This is a genomic window from Maricaulis sp., assembly GCF_048270095.1.
Classification (GTDB): Bacteria; Pseudomonadota; Alphaproteobacteria; order Caulobacterales; family Maricaulaceae; genus Maricaulis.
This window is the reverse complement of record NZ_JBLWTL010000037.1, coordinates 1-15,776: the sequence shown is the minus strand read 5'-3', so window position 1 is coordinate 15,776 and position 15,776 is coordinate 1. Positions and strand designations below refer to the sequence as shown.

Sequence of the window (15,776 nt, the reverse complement as noted above, 5' to 3'; positions counted from 1 at the left end):
GCAATACGCTCGACCTGGTCGATCTCGGCGCCGATACGCCCGAAGCGCCGCGTCTGAAGTCGGGGATTCCCGTGCCCGACCGCGTCTGTGGCGGCGGGCGGGGGGGCGGTTCTGCGATCCTGGGGGGCCGGGCTCCCGCAGGTGGGTGGATTTGCCGATCCCGGGTCCCCCGTCGACCAGGATGGCAGAACCGCGCCCCAGCCCGCCGCCACAGACGCGGACGAGCTCGGGAATGCCCGACTTCAGACGCGGCGCTTCGGGCGTATCGGCGCCGAGATCGACCAGGTCGAGCGTATTGCCCTTGCCGCGGCGCTTGGCGCTGGTCGCCTGGGTGCCCAGCGGTGCGGCGGGCGTTTCCTCGACCAGGGTGTTCCAGCTGCCGCAGGCATCACAGCGCCCGGCCCATTTGCTCTGGGAGGCGCCGCAGCTCTGGCAGACATAGATGTTTTCAGCACGGGCCATGGCGAATCGTCTTCTGTGAGTGAGTGCTCAGTTCACACTCTGTTCCGCCTGGCTGCAAGTTTACTTTGCTGCGGGCATGCCGGGCAGATAGGTGCGCTGGAAACGCTGGCCGAGACGGACGAGGAATTCATAGGTGATGGTGCGTGCTGCCTGGGCCATCGGCTCGACATCCTCACCGAGGAAACTCACCCAGTCGCCCGGTTCGACCGGTCCGCTGACCTGGCTGAGATCAACCGTCGTCAGGTCCATCGATATCCGGCCGATAATCGGGACCTTGACGCCGCCGATCCGTCCATAGCCGCCATCGCCGCAGGCGCGCACCAGGCCGTCGGCATAACCGGTGGCGACGGTGGCGACCTGCATGTCGTGTGTGGCCGTGAAAATGGCACCATAGCCGGCGCAATCCCCCGCCGCGATGCGGCGCACCTGAAGCACCGGCGCCTCGATCCGCACCGACGGCTCGAAAGGATTGGCCTGGCCGGGCGCCGGGTGGCCGCCATACAGCGCCAGCCCCGGGCGCAGAATGTCGAAATGATAGCGCGAAGCGAGCATGGCACCGCCGGAATTGGCAAAACTGGCCGGGATGCCGGGCAGGCGGGCGCGGACCGCGGCAAAGCGTTCCAATTGCCGCCCGTTGAGCGGGTGCGCCGGTTCGTGGGAGCAGGCCAGATGGCTCATGATCTGGCGCACATCAAGGCCCGTCAGCCAGTCGGGGCTATCGAGCAGGGTCTGCGCCGCATTCGGCCCGAGGCCGAGCCGGTTCATGCCGGTATCGAAATGTATGGCGCAGGGAAGGTCCGGCGCCAGGTCGCGCAGCTGTTGCAATTGATGCAGATCATTGATGACCGGAAAGAGCCGCGCCGCGCGCAGGGACTCCAGTTCGGCGGGCCAGAAACCGTTGAAGACGAAAATCTCGGCCTCGCGCCCGGCCAGCGCTTCGCGGGCCTCGCGGCCTTCGGCCGTATGGGCGACATAGAAGGTGCGGCAACCGGCATCGGCGAGGGCGGGGATGACACGCGACGCCCCGAGGCCATAGGCATTGGCCTTGACCACCGCGCCGGTCCGCGCCGTCGGGGCGAGGCGTTGCAGGGCCGCGAAATTGCGCTGAATCGCAGCCAGATCAATGACCAGGCGTGGCGCGGGCTGCGCTGCGGGGTCAGCCGGGTCCGTCTTCGTATCGTTCATCAAGATCGCTAAACTTCGTGCGGGCCCCGTCAAAGGCGAGTTTGGCCGTACCGATGGCGCCATGGCGTTGCTTGCCGATGACCACTTCGGCCAGTTTTTCAATAATGCGGAATTCTTCCTGCCAGGCGAGATATTCCGGCGTGTCCTCGCGCGGCTTTTCGCGTTCCTTGTAATAGGCTTCGCGATAGACGAACAGCACGACATCGGCGTCCTGCTCGATCGAGCCGGATTCGCGCAGATCGGAGAGCTGGGGCTTCTTGTCTTCGCGGCTTTCGACATTCCGTGACAGCTGGGAGAGGGCAATGACGGGAACCTCCAATTCCTTGGCCAGGGCCTTGAGATTCTGCGTCACTTCGGAGACTTCCTGCACCCGGCTATCGCCCGGCCGGTTGCGCGAGGATGTGACCAGCTGAAGATAGTCGACGATGATCAGGTCGAGCCCATGGGTGCGTTTGAGACGTCGCGCGCGGGCGGCCAGCGCCCCGATCGGCAGGCCACCTGTATCGTCGATGTAGAGCGGCAGGGACTGGATCTCGAGCACCGCGTCGCGGATTTCCTCGTACTGGGTCGCGTCGATCGTGCCCTGGCGGATCATATAGCCGGGGATGCCGGTGTAATCGGCGATCAGGCGCATGGCGAGCTGTTCGGCCGACATTTCCAGCGAGAAGAAGCCGACAACGCCGCCCTTGGTCGTCTTGGTCGTGCCGTCGGGCTGTTCCTCAAACTCGTAGTTTCGCGCCACATCGAAGGCGATATTGGTCGCCAGCGCGGTTTTCCCCATCGAGGGACGTCCGGCAAGGATAATCAGGTCGGACGGGTGCATGCCGCCGAGTTTTTCGTCCAGCGCCTTGAGGCCCGAGGAAATTCCCGACAGGCCGCCATCGCGCTCATAGGCAGCGGCGGCGGTCTCGACCGATTCGGTCAGCGCCTGTTTGAAGCTGACAAAGCCGCGTGAGGTCGAGCCGGCCTCGGCGAGGTTGAACAATTGCTGCTCGACCGCTTCGATCAGCTTGCGCGGCTGGGTTTCCGAATCGGTGGTGGCGGTCGCGGACAATTCGTCGCCGATGCGGATCAGATCGCGGCGCAAGGCGAGTTCATAGATCATGCGCGCGTATTCGGTCGCGGCCGAATTATTCGCGGCGCTCTCGATCAGCACGGCCAGATAGGTGGTGCCGCCGATCTCGCGCAGCCCGTCATCGCGATCGAAATGGGTTTTCAGGACCACGGCATCGGCCAGCGAGCCGCGGCCGATCAGATCGGAGGCGGTCTCGAAAATACGGCCGTGGACGGGATCATAGAAATGCTCCGGCTTCAGCCAGTCGGCGATGCGGTGGAAGATTTCATTGTCGTACAGCAGCGCACCGAGAAAGGCCTGTTCGGCCTCCAGATTGTGGGGCGCGGTCTCCAGCGTTGCCGGAACGCCGGAATCGAATGTCATCAGCTCAGTGGTCATGCAAAGGGGATACAAGCTTGCGGCCAGAGAGACGACCCCTCAATCCCTCCAGAGTGAATCTTTACCACAGCATTTCCCCCGGCCTGTGGAGAAGTGTGGAAAACTCTGGTGGCAAACAAAAACGGGCGGGTCTTGCGACCCGCCCGTTTCCGGCTGTCAGCCTGAGCTGAAAACCTAGTCTTCGTCGGCTTCGTCTGCTTCCGAATCGTCGGCGCCTTCGGCGCGGCGTTCGGCCAGTTCTTCGCCTTCTTCGCTGGCTTCGAACAGATCGGCAGCCTGGGCTTCAGCGATGGCGCGATCTTCGTCAGCCTGGGCTGCGATCACATCTTCACCGGAGGCCTGGCGTTCGGCTTCGTCGAGCGAGCGGGCGACATTGATCGTGACCGTCACCGAAACATCGGCGTGCAGACGGATACGGATGTCGTGCAGGCCCAGCTTCTTGATCGGCGCGTGCAGATCGATCTGCGAGCGCACGACCGTTGTGCCGGATTCCGAAACGATCTCGGCAATGTCACGCGAGGAGACAGAACCGTAGAGCTGACCGCTTTCGCCAGCGGAACGAACCATGACGAAAGTTTCGCCATCGATCACTTCACCAGCGGTTGCTGCTTCAGCAGCCCGTTCGGCATTGCGCGCGATCAGGGCTTCTTTTTCCGCTTCGAAGCGGGCCATATTGCCTTCATTGGCGCGCAGCGCCTTGCCTTGTGGCAGAAGGAAGTTACGGGCGAATCCCGGACGGACCGAGACAACTTCACCCATGACGCCGAGGTTTTCGACGCGTTCCAGGAGAACCAGTTTCATCGTGCGCTCTCCTTAATCCATCACATAGGGAAGCAGTGCCATCTGGCGGGCGCGCTTGATGGCGCGGGCCAGTTCACGTTGCTTCTTGGCGGATACCGCCGTGATACGGGACGGGACGATCTTGCCACGCTCGGACATGTAACGAAGCAGGAGCTTCGGGTCCTTGTAGTCGATCGCGGGTGCATTCTCGCCGGAGAATGGGCACACCTTGCGGCGGCGCATGAATGGGCGGCGAGCGGGCAGGTTTGCAATATTATCGGATGACATCTTCTATCTCTCCTTACGACCGGAAATCGCGGCGCGGACGACGGTCATCCTTCTTCGACAGAATCGCCGAAGGCTGATCGGTGTGCTCGTCGACACGAAGGGTCATGAAACGCATGACGTCTTCGGACAGGCGCTGCAGGCGCTCAAGTTCGTCGATCACGGCGCCATTGGCGTCGATATCGATCAGGCCGTAATGACCCTTGCGCGACTTGTTGATGCGGTAGGACAGGTTACGCAGGCCCCAATATTCGATCTTGCCGGTCGTGCCGCCATTGGTCTCGATCAGGGTCTTCGTTTCTTCCAGAAGAGTTTCCATCTGGGCCGGAGAAACGTCCGGGCGTACGATGAATACGTGCTCGTAAAGTGCCATCTTGGCTCCCTTCGTAAGCGGTTGCGGCGCAAGCCTCGCCGAAGGGGCGGGCAGGCTCGCGGTGGCTCCTGTGCCGGTCCGCCACACCATGTGACGGGAATAAAGGAACAGGACCGCAACCAAGCGAAGCGCGCGTTTAGCCCATAGCGATCGGCCGCGCAAGCCGCATCCCCTCTTGCGCGTGCGGCGTGACAAGGGGTATCGAGCGTTCGATTCAATTCGCGGGAGGCGTTCCGATGGCGTTTGCATTCGTATTTCCCGGCCAGGGCAGCCAGGCCGTTGGCATGGGCCAGGAACTGGCCGCTGAATTCGCTGCCGCACGCGCGGTGCTGGCCGAGGTCGATGAGGCGCTCGGGCAAAATCTCTCCGGCCTGATGGCAAACGGTCCGATCGAGGATCTGACCCTGACGGAAAACGCCCAGCCGGCCCTGATGGCGGCCAGCCTGGCGGTGATGCGCGTGCTTGAAGCCGAATTCGGGGTTGATGTCAGCGCGGCGCAATTCGTGGCCGGTCACAGCCTGGGCGAATACTCGGCCCTGGCGGCGGCCCGCGCCCTGACGATCAGTGACGCTGCGAAACTGCTCAAATTGCGCGGCCGTGCCATGCAGCAGGCCGTTCCGGTCGGGCTCGGCACCATGGCTGCGCTGCTCGGCGCCGATGAAGACATGGCCCAACAGGCTGTTGATGCCGGTTCGCTGGTCGGGGTCTGCGCGATTGCCAATGATAATGCACCGGGTCAGATTGTGATCTCGGGCTCGACTGTGGCGATCGAGGCGGCGATTGACCGTGCCACGGCGCTGGGCGTCAAGAAGGCCATGATGCTGCCGGTCTCGGCCCCTTTCCATTGCGCCATGATGCAGCCCGCCGCCGATGCGATGGCGGCAGCCCTGGCTTCCGCGACAATCCTGCTGCCTGCCGTGCCTGTGGTCGCCAATGTCACCGCCCGGCCGACCGCCGATGTTGAAGTCATCCGCCGTCAGCTGGTCGAACAGGTCACCGGCCGGGTGCGATGGCGCGAGAGCGTCTTGTGGATGGTTGAAGAGGCGGGCATCACGACGCTCGCCGAAGCCGGTGCCGGCAAGGTGCTGACCACCATGCTCAAACGCACGACCAAGGATGGAAATGGCGTGCCGCTCAATGTGGCCGCCGATCTGGAAGCCTTCGCGGCTTCGCTGAAAGAGGATAGCTGAGAATGTTTGATCTGACCGGCAAGAATGCGCTCGTCACTGGCGCGACAGGCGGCCTCGGCCAGGCAATTGCCAGGGCCCTGCATGCGCAAGGCGCGACCGTGGCGCTCTCGGGTACACGTGAAAACGTGCTGCAGGAGCTGGCCGCCGAACTGGGGGACCGCACGCACGTGCTGCCCTGCAATCTCTCCGATGCCGACGCCGTCGACGCGCTGCCGAAACAGGCTGCCGAGGCGATGGGCTCGATGGATATTCTCATCGCCAATGCCGGCATTACCCGCGATCAGCTTTTGATGCGCATGAAGGATGATGATTGGGACATGGTGTTGCGGGTCAATCTGGAAAGCTATTTCCGGCTCTGCCGCGCCGCCCTGCGCGGCATGATGAAGGCCCGTTGGGGCCGCATTGTCGGCATTACCTCGGTCGTCGGCGTCACCGGAAATCCGGGCCAGACCAATTATTGCGCCTCCAAGGCAGGCATGATCGGTTTCTCCAAATCCCTCGCCCAGGAAGTCGCCTCGCGCGGCGTCACCGTCAACTGCGTCGCACCCGGATTCATTGCCTCGCCGATGACCGATGTGCTCAATGAAGAACAGCGCAAAGCCATCCTGACAAAAATTCCTGCTGGTGATCTGGGTACCGGCGATGATATTGCTGCTGCTATTGTCTATCTTGCCAGCCAGGAAGCCAATTATGTGACCGGCCAGACACTTCATGTGAATGGCGGTATGGCAATGATTTAGTGTAACAACTTGCCAGAGTGAGCACGGTTGCCCATTCTGGTCAGCGCTCGGGAAGTGTGTTACTTGCCCGCGCATCTTGGTGAAGGCGGCCCGGTTTTGGGGCGCTATGCCTCCTTTCCTGCGCCGTCGATTTCCTGCGGCGAATTACCATGAGGGTCTGAAATGTCTGACGTTCTCGAGCGCGTTAAAAAGATTGTTGTTGAGCATCTCGATGTCGACATCGAAAAAGTTACGGATAATGCGAGTTTCATCGATGATCTGGGCGCTGACAGCCTGGACAATGTTGAACTCGTGATGGCGTTTGAAGAGGAATTCGACATCGAAATTCCCGACGACGCTGCCGAGCATATCCAGAAAGTCGGTGACGCTGTGAAGTTCATCTCCGAGAAAGTCGGTTAAAGACCAGTCCATGCGGCGCGTTGTCGTCACTGGAATTGGTCTGGTCACACCGCTTGGCTGTGGCAAGGATATCGTCTGGGGACGTCTTCTTGCAGGTCAGTCGGGTTTGGGCCTGATCGAGCATTTTGAAACCGGCGATCTGGCGTGCCAGATCGCCGGTCTCGTGCCGCGTGTCGATGGCCGCGGCGGAGGCTCAGCTGACGATCCCGGTGCCTTTGCACCCGATAGCGTCATGAGCCCGCGCGACCAGAAGCGCGTTGATGATTTCATTCTCTACGGGATAGCCGCGGCCGATTACGCGATCGCCGATAGTGGCTGGATCGCGACGTCCGAAGAACAGCGCTGCCGTGCCGGTGTGATGATCGGTTCCGGTATTGGCGGTCTGGAATCCACCTATAACGCCTCCATCGACCTGCATGAAAAAGGTCCAAGGCGGCTCTCTCCCTTTGTCATTCCCGGCCTTTTGATCAATCTCGCCTCGGGCCAGGTTTCGATCCGGCACGGACTCAAGGGCCCCAATCATGCCGTCGTGACGGCCTGTTCAACCGGTGCCCACGCGATCGGCGATGCGGCGCGGATGATTGCGCATGGCGATGCCGACATGATGGTCGCCGGCGGCGCCGAAGCAGCCGTTTGCCGCCTGGGCATTGCCTCCTTCATCGCCTGCAAGGCACTGTCCACTGGTTTCAATGATAACCCCACTGCCGGCTCGCGCCCCTGGGACCGCGACCGCGACGGTTTTGTGATGGGCGAGGGCGCCGGTGTCGTCGTGCTCGAGGAGTATGAGTGCGCCAGGGCGCGCGGCGCGACGATCTATGCCGAGGTCAAGGGCTATGGGCTGTCCGGCGACGCCCACCATATCACCGCGCCCGCCGATGATGGCGATGGCGGTTTCCGGGCGATGTCGGCGGCGCTGAAAGATGCCGGCCTCGACCCGTCCGAGATTGATTACGTCAATGCCCACGGCACCTCGACGCCGAAGGGGGACGAGATCGAATTGCGCGCCGTAGAGCGCCTGTTCGGCAGCGGCGATGTCGTGATGTCATCGACCAAATCGGCGATCGGGCATCTGCTCGGCGCGGCCGGGGCTGTCGAGGGGATATTCTCGATCCTGGCGATCCGGGACGGAATTTGTCCGCCGACCCTCAATCTCGACAATCCATCGGTCTCGACCTCGCTCAATCTGGCCGCCCACACGCCGGTCAAGCGTCCGGTCCGCGCGGCGCTATCGAATTCTTTCGGATTCGGTGGCACCAATGCCTCCGTGGTATTTGTCGCGGTCGACTGAGTGCGCCGCTAAACTTCGGGGTGACCCCAATGAGTGATGTCAAAACGCCCAAGGCGACGCCTGATGCCAATGTCAAAGCCAAGGGCGGTCTGGGCCGGCTGATTGCGTGGCTGTTTGCCGGCTTGCTGGTACTGGCTTTGCTGGCGGCCGGGTCGGTCTATGGCGGCTATCGCTGGCTGCAGGCGGAATTTATCGCCCCCGGTCCGGCGATGGAGGAAACCGTCATCCTCCTGCCGCGCGGCACCGGTCTGGTGCGGATTTCCAGCCAACTCGAATCGGCCGGTCTGATCGAGGATGCGCGCCTGTTTCGCGCTGCTGTGACACTGGATGGCGGCGATCGCTCCCTGCGGGCCGGGGAATATGCCGTGCCGGCCCGGTCGAGCATGGCGCAGATCTATGAATTGCTCCGCTCCGGACGCACGATGCAACACCCCGTCACGTTCGCAGAAGGTCTGACGAGCGCGATGATTGTGGCGGTGCTGCAAGAGGCCGATGTGCTGACCGGCGAGATCACACAGACCCCGCCCGAGGGCAGCCTCCTGCCGGAGACCTATCTGGTTGACCGGGGCACACCGCGCCAGGTCGTGCTGGATCGTATGCTGGCAGCCCAGCAGACCCTGCTCGACGAACTCTGGCCGCACCGCGCCGAAGACCTGCCGTTTGAAACCCGGGAGGAGGCGATCATTCTCGCCTCGGTGGTGGAAAAAGAGACCGGGATTGGCGCCGAGCGCGCCGAAGTCGCTGCGGTCTTCGTCAATCGCCTGCGCCGCGGCATGCGGCTGGAGAGCGATCCGACCATTATTTACGGCATCAGCCGCGGCGAGCCGCTCGGTCGGGGCCTGCGCCGGTCCGAGCTCGATAATGCGGCCAACGCCTGGAATTCCTACCAGAATGACGGCCTGCCACCGACGCCGATCGCCAATCCGGGCGCTGAATCCATTGCTGCCGTGCTCAATCCGGCCGAGAGCCGGGCGCTGTTTTTTGTCGCTGACGGGACCGGCGGTCATGCCTTCTCCGCGACCTATGCCGAGCATCAGCGACATGTCGCGCGCTGGCGTCAGATCGAGAGGGCCCGCCGCAATGCGGGCGATTAATATGGCTCAATTGTCCGGCATGACAGGTTTCGCCCGTACCGAGGCCAGCTTCGAACATTTCAGCTGGGTCTGGGAAGCGCGCAGCGTCAACGGCAAGGGGCTGGAAGCCCGTTTCCGTTTTCCCGCCGGCTATGACCGTCTGGAAGCCGGGGCCCGCGATCTGGCCAAGGCCCGTTTCGCACGCGGAAATATCCAGGCCAGCCTGACCCTCAATCGCGAGACGGCGGGTGCGGCGCTGCGCCTTGATACCGCGCGCATCGAGGCGATTCTCGCCGCCGCTGAACCCTATGTTTCCAGCGGACGTGTCCGTCCGGTGAGTCTGGACGGGCTGCTGGGCGTGCGCGGGGTGCTTGATGTCGAGGATCGCAGCGAGCCGGACAATGCCGATGATCTCGATGCCGCCCTGCTGGAAAGCCTGGCGCTGGCGCTCGACAGTTTACGCGATGTCCGGCTGGTCGAGGGCGGTGAACTGCAAGCGCTCCTGAACGGCCATGTCGACATGATCGAGACCTTGACCCATCAGGCCGAAACCAGTGCAGCCGTGCGCCTTGATGCGATCCGTGACCGGATTGCCGCAAAATATGCCGAACTCCTGCCCGATGGGCTCGATCCGGACCGCCTGGCAACCGAGGCTGCGGCAATGGCGGTGAAGATGGATGTCCGCGAGGAGCTTGACCGGCTGCATGCGCATATCCGCGCTGCGCGGGAATTGCTGGCCGCCGGTTCGCCGACCGGCCGCAAGCTCGACTTCCTGTCACAGGAGTTTAATCGCGAGGCAAACACTCTATGCTCCAAGTCCTCCGATTCTTCACTGACCCAGATTGGCCTCGCCATGAAAAACGCGGTCGACCAATTCAGGGAGCAGGTACAGAATGTCGAGTGACGGACATCCCCCGATCTTTCGTGGCGGCCGGCGCGGCGTGCTGCTGGCTTTGTCCAGCCCGTCCGGCGCCGGTAAGACCACATTGTCCAAGCGGCTGTTGAGCCAAAATCCTGACATGGTCCTGTCGGTTTCGACTACGACGCGCCAGCCGCGCCCCGGCGAGGTGGACGGGCAAGACTATAATTTCGTCACGGTGGAGGAATTCAAGTCGCAGATCGAGGCTGGCGATTTCTTCGAATGGGCCGAGGTGTTCGGCCGCTATTATGGCACGCCGAAGGCCCTGGTCCTCAATGCCATCGAAGACGGCCGCGACGTGATTTTCGATATTGACTGGCAGGGCGCCCAGGCGCTCGCCGCACAGGCACAGGAAGACACGGTTCGCGTCTTCATCCTGCCACCCTCACTCGACCTGCTCGAGGACCGGCTGAGCAAGCGCGGCCAGGACACACCGCAAATCATCAAGGACCGCATGGCGCGGGCCAAGGATGAGATCAGCCACTGGCATGAATACGACTATGTCATCGTCAATGATGATTTTGCCCGCGCCCTCGACAAGCTCAACCAGATCCTGCACGCCGAACGCCTCAAGCGGTCGCGTCACCCCTGGCTGAACGGCTTTGTCGACGCGCTTATGGCTGAGTAGCCCGAGCCGCTCGCCAGGCTCTGGCGAGCGCCTGGAAGCCGGCGATGTCGATCGTCTCCGCCCGGGCACCGGGCTCGAGGCCCGCCGCAGCAATCAGGTCTTCTGTAGACGCCGTCGTCTGGCTCGCCGCCTGACCGAGACTGCGGCGCAGGGTCTTGCGCCTCTGACCAAAGGCCGAGGCCGTCACAATGCCCAGCGCCTTGAGATCGTCGAAGCGTTGGCCGTCCGCCAGCGGATCCAGCATCACCACCGCCGATTCGACCTTGGGCGGCGGCGTGAAGGCCTGGGCCGGGATCTTCATCACCAGCTGGGCACTGCAAACGGACTGGGTCAGAATGGCCAGGCGGCCATAGGCCTTGTCGCCAACGCGCGCGACGACCCGGTCTGCCACTTCACGCTGGAACATCAAGACCGCGCGCCGCCACCAGATCGGCTGCGCCTGCAGCCATTTGATCAACAGGATGGTGCCGACATTATAGGGCAGGTTGGAAAGAATGACGCGGTTTTCGCCGTTCAGGATGCTCGCCTCATCAATCGTCAACCCGTCGGCTTCCAGCACAGTCACCTTGCCGGGCCAGGCTTCGCTGATCTCTTCCAGTGCCGGCAGGAAGCGCGAATCCTTTTCCACGACCGTCAGGTGACGGGCGCCGGCACCGAGGATGGCGCGCGTCAGCCCGCCCGGACCGGGACCGATCTCGATCGCATCGCTGTTTGACATGTCACCGGCAAAGCTGGCGATCTTGGCGGTTAGGTTGAGGTCCAGCAGGAAATGCTGGCCGAAGGATTTCTTGGCCGCCAGGTCATGGCGGGCGATGACATCGCGAAGCGGCGGGAGTGGATCAATCATGCGCGGTGTCCGGCGATATGGGCCGCCGCGTCGATCGCGGCGAGCAGGCTTTCGGCGCGGGCCACGCCCTTACCGGCAATGTCGAAGGCGGTGCCGTGGTCGGGTGAGGTTCGCACGATGGGCAGGCCGAGCGTGATATTCACGCCGCCATGAAAGTCGAGCGTCTTGACCGGGATCAGGCCCTGGTCGTGGTAAAGGCAGATCGCGGCGTCGTAGCCGGCCCGCGCCTCGGCGTGAAACATCGTGTCGGGCGGCAAGGCGTCGGTGATGGCAATACCTTCGGCGCGCAGGCGGGCAGCAGCAGGGTTGATGATGTCGATCTCTTCGCGCCCCAATGTGCCAGCCTCGCCAGCATGAGGATTGAGCCCTGCCAGGGCGAGACGCGGCTCGGCAATGCCGAAATCGCGGCGCAAGGCCTGATGCGTCAGCCGGGCAATCTGTTCGATCCGGTCCGCCGACAGTGCTGCGACCGCGCGGCCCAGCGGTTCATGGATCGAGGTCAGCACGACCCGCAATCCGCCGCCGGCCAGCATCATCGCCGGGCCGCGCGGGCCCGGGACGGGATGGTCGCGGGTGAGTTCGGCGAGAAATTCGGTATGGCCGGGAAAGTTGAAACCGGCCTCATACATCACGGATTTGGCGATCGGGGCGGTCACAATGGCGCGCGCCTGGCCGGACAGGCACAGCGCGACCCCGGTTTCGATACTGGCCTTGGTGGCGGCGGCATGGCGCGGGTCGGGACTGCCGGGTGTGAGCGGTGCGGTGATGCCGGTCGCGGCAGACAGGACCGGCAGGGCATTCGGAAAACAGTGCGCGGCCGCTGACAGATCGGCAATCTCGACCGGCGCAGGCAGGCCAAGCAGCCCGGCACAGGCGCGCATTACAGCAGGATCGCCGATACAGGCAAAGAGCGGGCCTGAGGTCCGCCGGGTCGTCCAGGCCTTGAGGATGATCTCTGGGCCGATGCCAGCCGGATCACCCATCGAAATAACGACAGGTGAGGCGTTTGGCATTAGTCGCGAATCTCGACCGTGCCGTCGCGGCGCAAATCTCTCAGCCAGCGGCGCGAATGCAGCGAGAGCTGCTGGCCACGCAATTGTGCCTCCAGATCATCACGGCTCGGAACGCCCGGGCCGGCGATGGTGCGGTCGCAGACGATCAGACTCTGCAGGCCGGCTGCAGTCTGCAGCACGCCGGTATTACCGTCCTGACGCAGGGGCTCCAGCGCTTCGCTGATTTGCGGGAGCAGCGCGTCGGCACCAATCGCGCCGAGGGGCGTGACGACCGCGCCGGGAATGCGGGTGGCAACGGTTTCTGCCTGTGAACAGGTTGGATTGTCGGCCAGCGCCCGGGTGAGAGCGGTGCTGGAATCCGGCTGCACAGCATTGGCAGGGACGGTGATCTGGACCAGATCGTATTGTAGGGTCGTGGTGCCATCCCGAGCGGCGACCAGTGCAACAATCATGAAACCGCCGGGAACGCGAACCGGGTTGGACAACGCTGCGCCGCCCTGGCTCTGCCCGTATTGCCGCATGAGCTGCGGGATAATCGCGGCGACCTCAGGCGGCAATTGCGAGGCGACGATCCAGCCGATATCGCCGCCATTGGCAGCCGATGGTGCGTCTGAATACTGGCGCGCCAGTTCCGGGAAGGGCGCGCCGCGCTGCAGCTGGTCCATCACGGCGATGACGCGCTGCACGGTTTCCTCTTCACGATTGACGCTTGGGATTTCGAAAAACAGTTCGAAAATCCGGTATTGTGGCTGCGATGCGCTGGCGGCCAGGCGCTCGAGCGCGAGCTCGATCTGTTGGTCGCTGATACGGATACGCGAGCCATAGCGGCCATTCACCAGGACTTGCCAGGCGATCTCGGCCTGAAGCTGGTGCCGCAAGGTCTCGATCTCGACCCCGGACCGCTCCAGATCGCCAATGATCGAGTCGATTGTTGTGTTGTTGCGGTCTGCAAGGTCTTGAATTGATTGATCGACCTCGGCCTCGGTGACCTCGATTTCGTATTCCCGGGCCGCCTGCAATTGCAGGTATTCGTCGACCAGGCCGCGAATCGCCTGGCCCTGGATCTGCTCCAGGGTTGCCGCATCAATCTGGGTCAGACCGGTCGACGCGATGATGAGGCGCATACGATTGCGCACATCCACCGTTGTGATCGGTTGATCATTGACGAGCGCAGCCACGCCCTCTGTCGTTTGCGCCATGGCACCAGGCGCCATGAACAAGAGCAGGGACGCCGTCAGCGTCATCACTAGGTTTTTAACGGGTATCATCAACATTCGCTATCCGGTTCCGCGCGGAACATTACCCAAAGACGCTGCTGGTGCAATCGCCCGGCACTGTTGTTTAGTCAGGAGTCACGCCACCCAGCGTGAACAGGGTGATGCGTATCTGTATCGATTCGGACGGGCCGAGCCGCGCGATCTGGTTGTCCTCGCGCTGATAGACGATGTCCAGTTCGGTACATTCATCGGCAAAGCGGAAGCCTGCAGTCGTCAGCCGCGATGTGCCGCGATCAAGATCGCGGACCGTGCTGCCAATGGCGCTCCAGCGATCCGTCAGCCGGGCCGAGAAATTGGCCCTGGCTTCGCGCTGGTCGCTGCGGGAGCTGTCGTCATCGCTGACTTCAAGATAGCTGATCCTGCCGCTGAACCGGTCGCTGACATAGCCGAATCCCAGATCAACCCGATTGATATCGCCGTCCATGGAGTCGAGCCGGGTCTGGAGGTCGGCGGTGAAGCCGGCAATCTCGAGCGAACCGGCCACGATGTAATCGGAGCTTTCCTCGAACAGCCCGCTTCCCGCTGTGAAGGCCGGGTCGCCATCGATCCTGTAGCTTTGCCCGACAAAGATACTGGCCAGACCGCTTTCGCCCCATTGACCGGTTGTGCGCACGCCGTAGCTGATGCGTTGTCCCGGCTCCCAGACATCAAAGCCCGAGGCCCGGATCGGAGCGAAGAGCAGGCTCTCGTCAAGATCGAGCGAGACGCTGTCTTCATTGTAGATGCGAGCCGATTCGGGATCATCCGTGGCCGCGACCGCGGAGAAAACCGGCTCGACGATCCAGTCCACCGTGCTGCCCGGCCGGTAGAAAGGCCAGCTGACCTCGGCGCCGACCAGTCCGAGCTGCCGGGAGAAACTGTCTTCCGGCACGGCATAGCTGGCGGGGAGGTCCTCGAAGGAATAGCTGTCACTGCGGGCGTAGGCATAGGGCTCGACGACAATGCCATTGCCGGTCACCCAATGGGCGCGCCAGTCGGCGGTGACGCTGGCGCGGGCATAGTCGGTGCCGGTCTCACGCTCGAGCATGACGGCCTGGCCGCTCAGATTGATGCGTCCCCAGGCGCCGGGCGCGTTGAAGACGCGCTCATAGCGGATCAGGGGGGCGATGGTCGGTATGGTGTCGTCGTCTTCCAGTTCGCGCAGGCTTTGATACTCGGCGGCGACGACCGAGCCATAGCTGTTTTGCGTCCGGCCCTCGAGATAGAGCTGGCTGACCAGCCGGCGATTGCCGGCCTCGATCAGGGCACCGCGATCCCGGTCGATTTCCGAAAAGCCGTAGCGGCGCAGATGCAGGTCATCGGAGGCGCGCTGCACACCAAAACCCCAACGCCAGTCAGGATTGATTTCCCATTCGCCACCGCCGAACAAATGCCAGCGCCAGGTGTCGTCGCCGAAACGTTCGCCATCGCTGTCGATCTCGGCTTCATGGGTCAGGCTGCCTTCAAAGGCCATGGCTCCGGACCAGAAGCGCTTGCGGTATTCAGTGAAGAGGAGCGGATTGACATTGGTCATCACGCGCGGCGCCAGCGTGATGTCTTCGGAGGGCGAGATCGCCCAGTAATAGGGCTGCTGGTAGGAAAACCCGAGCCTGGAGGAAACGCTGAAACCGGGGAAGAGCAAACCGCTATGGCGGTCTGCCGACGGGTCCGGGTGAGCGAAGACGGGGGAGTAAAGCACCGGCACGCCCATCACTTCGAACTGGGCGTCACGGTAATAGATCATCTGCTCGTCGGGATCCTGGATCACCTGACGGGCGCGCAAGCGCCAGGTCGGCTCCTGGTCGCCATCCTCGCACAATTCGCAGGCCGTGTAATAGGCATCCTCGAGCTGCATGGCGCCATTACTGCGGCGAATCGCGGCGGC

Annotated in this window: 16 protein-coding genes and 1 pseudogene; 7 read left to right on the top strand and 10 right to left on the bottom strand. The window is 63.1% G+C overall.

The annotated features are described in order from the left end of the window. The 6 genes and pseudogenes from ACN0YJ_RS14125 to rpsF form a co-directional block, all read right to left on the bottom strand. Nucleotides 1-462: pseudogene (locus ACN0YJ_RS14125) on the bottom strand (hypothetical protein); the annotation flags it as partial. 60 nt (nucleotides 463-522) lie between these two features. Beyond that, complete coding sequence (alr, locus tag ACN0YJ_RS14120) at nucleotides 523-1,647, bottom strand: alanine racemase (RefSeq protein ID WP_417496577.1); 1,125 nt, start codon at nucleotides 1,645-1,647, stop codon at nucleotides 523-525. Then, a complete protein-coding gene (locus tag ACN0YJ_RS14115; RefSeq protein WP_417478436.1) occupies nucleotides 1,619-3,085 on the bottom strand; it encodes a replicative DNA helicase in 1,467 nt (488 codons plus the stop codon). Before ACN0YJ_RS14115 ends, alr begins: the two co-directional genes overlap by 29 nt. 189 nt (nucleotides 3,086-3,274) lie before the next feature. After that, nucleotides 3,275-3,901: a 50S ribosomal protein L9 gene (gene rplI / locus ACN0YJ_RS14110; RefSeq protein ID WP_417478435.1), complete on the bottom strand. Its 627-nt coding sequence runs from the start codon at nucleotides 3,899-3,901 to the stop codon at nucleotides 3,275-3,277. 12 nt (nucleotides 3,902-3,913) lie between these two features. Beyond that, a complete protein-coding gene (gene rpsR / locus ACN0YJ_RS14105; protein WP_091770326.1) occupies nucleotides 3,914-4,153 on the bottom strand; it encodes a 30S ribosomal protein S18 in 240 nt (79 codons plus the stop codon). A 28-nt stretch (nucleotides 4,154-4,181) separates the two neighbouring features. Beyond that, complete coding sequence (gene rpsF / locus ACN0YJ_RS14100) at nucleotides 4,182-4,538, bottom strand: 30S ribosomal protein S6 (protein WP_417478434.1); 357 nt, start codon at nucleotides 4,536-4,538, stop codon at nucleotides 4,182-4,184. 236 nt (nucleotides 4,539-4,774) lie between these two features. On the opposite strand from rpsF, the gene fabD reads away from it, so the two are divergent. The 7 genes from fabD (at nucleotide 4,775) to gmk (ending at nucleotide 10,775) form a co-directional block, all read left to right on the top strand. Beyond that, complete coding sequence (gene fabD, locus ACN0YJ_RS14095) at nucleotides 4,775-5,728, top strand: ACP S-malonyltransferase (protein ID WP_417496576.1); 954 nt, start codon at nucleotides 4,775-4,777, stop codon at nucleotides 5,726-5,728. Between the two features lie 2 nt (nucleotides 5,729-5,730). Beyond that, on the top strand, nucleotides 5,731-6,468 hold the full coding sequence (gene fabG, locus ACN0YJ_RS14090; protein WP_417478432.1) for a 3-oxoacyl-[acyl-carrier-protein] reductase: 738 nt from the start codon (nucleotides 5,731-5,733) through the stop codon (nucleotides 6,466-6,468). 162 nt (nucleotides 6,469-6,630) lie between these two features. Continuing rightward, nucleotides 6,631-6,867 (top strand): acyl carrier protein, encoded by a 237-nt coding sequence (locus ACN0YJ_RS14085; RefSeq protein ID WP_091770144.1) that lies wholly within the window; start codon nucleotides 6,631-6,633, stop codon nucleotides 6,865-6,867. A 10-nt stretch (nucleotides 6,868-6,877) separates the two neighbouring features. Further along, a complete protein-coding gene (gene fabF, locus ACN0YJ_RS14080) occupies nucleotides 6,878-8,155 on the top strand; it encodes a beta-ketoacyl-ACP synthase II (protein ID WP_417478431.1) in 1,278 nt (425 codons plus the stop codon). Nucleotides 8,156-8,184: 29 nt separating this feature from the next. Then, on the top strand, nucleotides 8,185-9,249 hold the full coding sequence (gene mltG / locus ACN0YJ_RS14075; RefSeq protein ID WP_417478430.1) for an endolytic transglycosylase MltG: 1,065 nt from the start codon (nucleotides 8,185-8,187) through the stop codon (nucleotides 9,247-9,249). A 1-nt stretch (nucleotide 9,250) separates the two neighbouring features. Beyond that, nucleotides 9,251-10,132, top strand: a complete 882-nt coding sequence (locus tag ACN0YJ_RS14070; RefSeq protein WP_417496575.1) for a YicC/YloC family endoribonuclease — start codon at nucleotides 9,251-9,253, stop codon at nucleotides 10,130-10,132. Then, nucleotides 10,122-10,775, top strand: coding sequence for a guanylate kinase (gene gmk, locus ACN0YJ_RS14065; protein WP_417478428.1), 654 nt, complete (start codon nucleotides 10,122-10,124; stop codon nucleotides 10,773-10,775). The genes ACN0YJ_RS14070 and gmk overlap by 11 nt, the downstream gene beginning before the upstream one ends. Here gmk and rsmA read toward each other — a convergent pair. The 4 genes from rsmA to ACN0YJ_RS14045 all read right to left on the bottom strand — a co-directional run. Beyond that, nucleotides 10,762-11,622, bottom strand: coding sequence for a 16S rRNA (adenine(1518)-N(6)/adenine(1519)-N(6))-dimethyltransferase RsmA (gene rsmA / locus ACN0YJ_RS14060; RefSeq protein ID WP_417496574.1), 861 nt, complete (start codon nucleotides 11,620-11,622; stop codon nucleotides 10,762-10,764). The two genes, gmk and rsmA, sit on opposite strands and share 14 nt — an antisense overlap. Then, complete coding sequence (gene pdxA / locus ACN0YJ_RS14055; RefSeq protein ID WP_417496573.1) at nucleotides 11,619-12,635, bottom strand: 4-hydroxythreonine-4-phosphate dehydrogenase PdxA; 1,017 nt, start codon at nucleotides 12,633-12,635, stop codon at nucleotides 11,619-11,621. The genes rsmA and pdxA overlap by 4 nt, the downstream gene beginning before the upstream one ends. Further along, nucleotides 12,635-13,909 carry a peptidylprolyl isomerase gene (locus ACN0YJ_RS14050; RefSeq protein WP_417496572.1) on the bottom strand — a complete coding sequence of 425 codons (1,275 nt, stop codon included), beginning with the start codon at nucleotides 13,907-13,909 and terminating at the stop codon, nucleotides 12,635-12,637. Before ACN0YJ_RS14050 ends, pdxA begins: the two co-directional genes overlap by 1 nt. Nucleotides 13,910-13,976: 67 nt before the next feature. Beyond that, on the bottom strand, nucleotides 13,977-15,776 hold a 1,800-nt coding region (locus tag ACN0YJ_RS14045; RefSeq protein WP_417496571.1), incomplete at its 5' end, for an LPS-assembly protein LptD.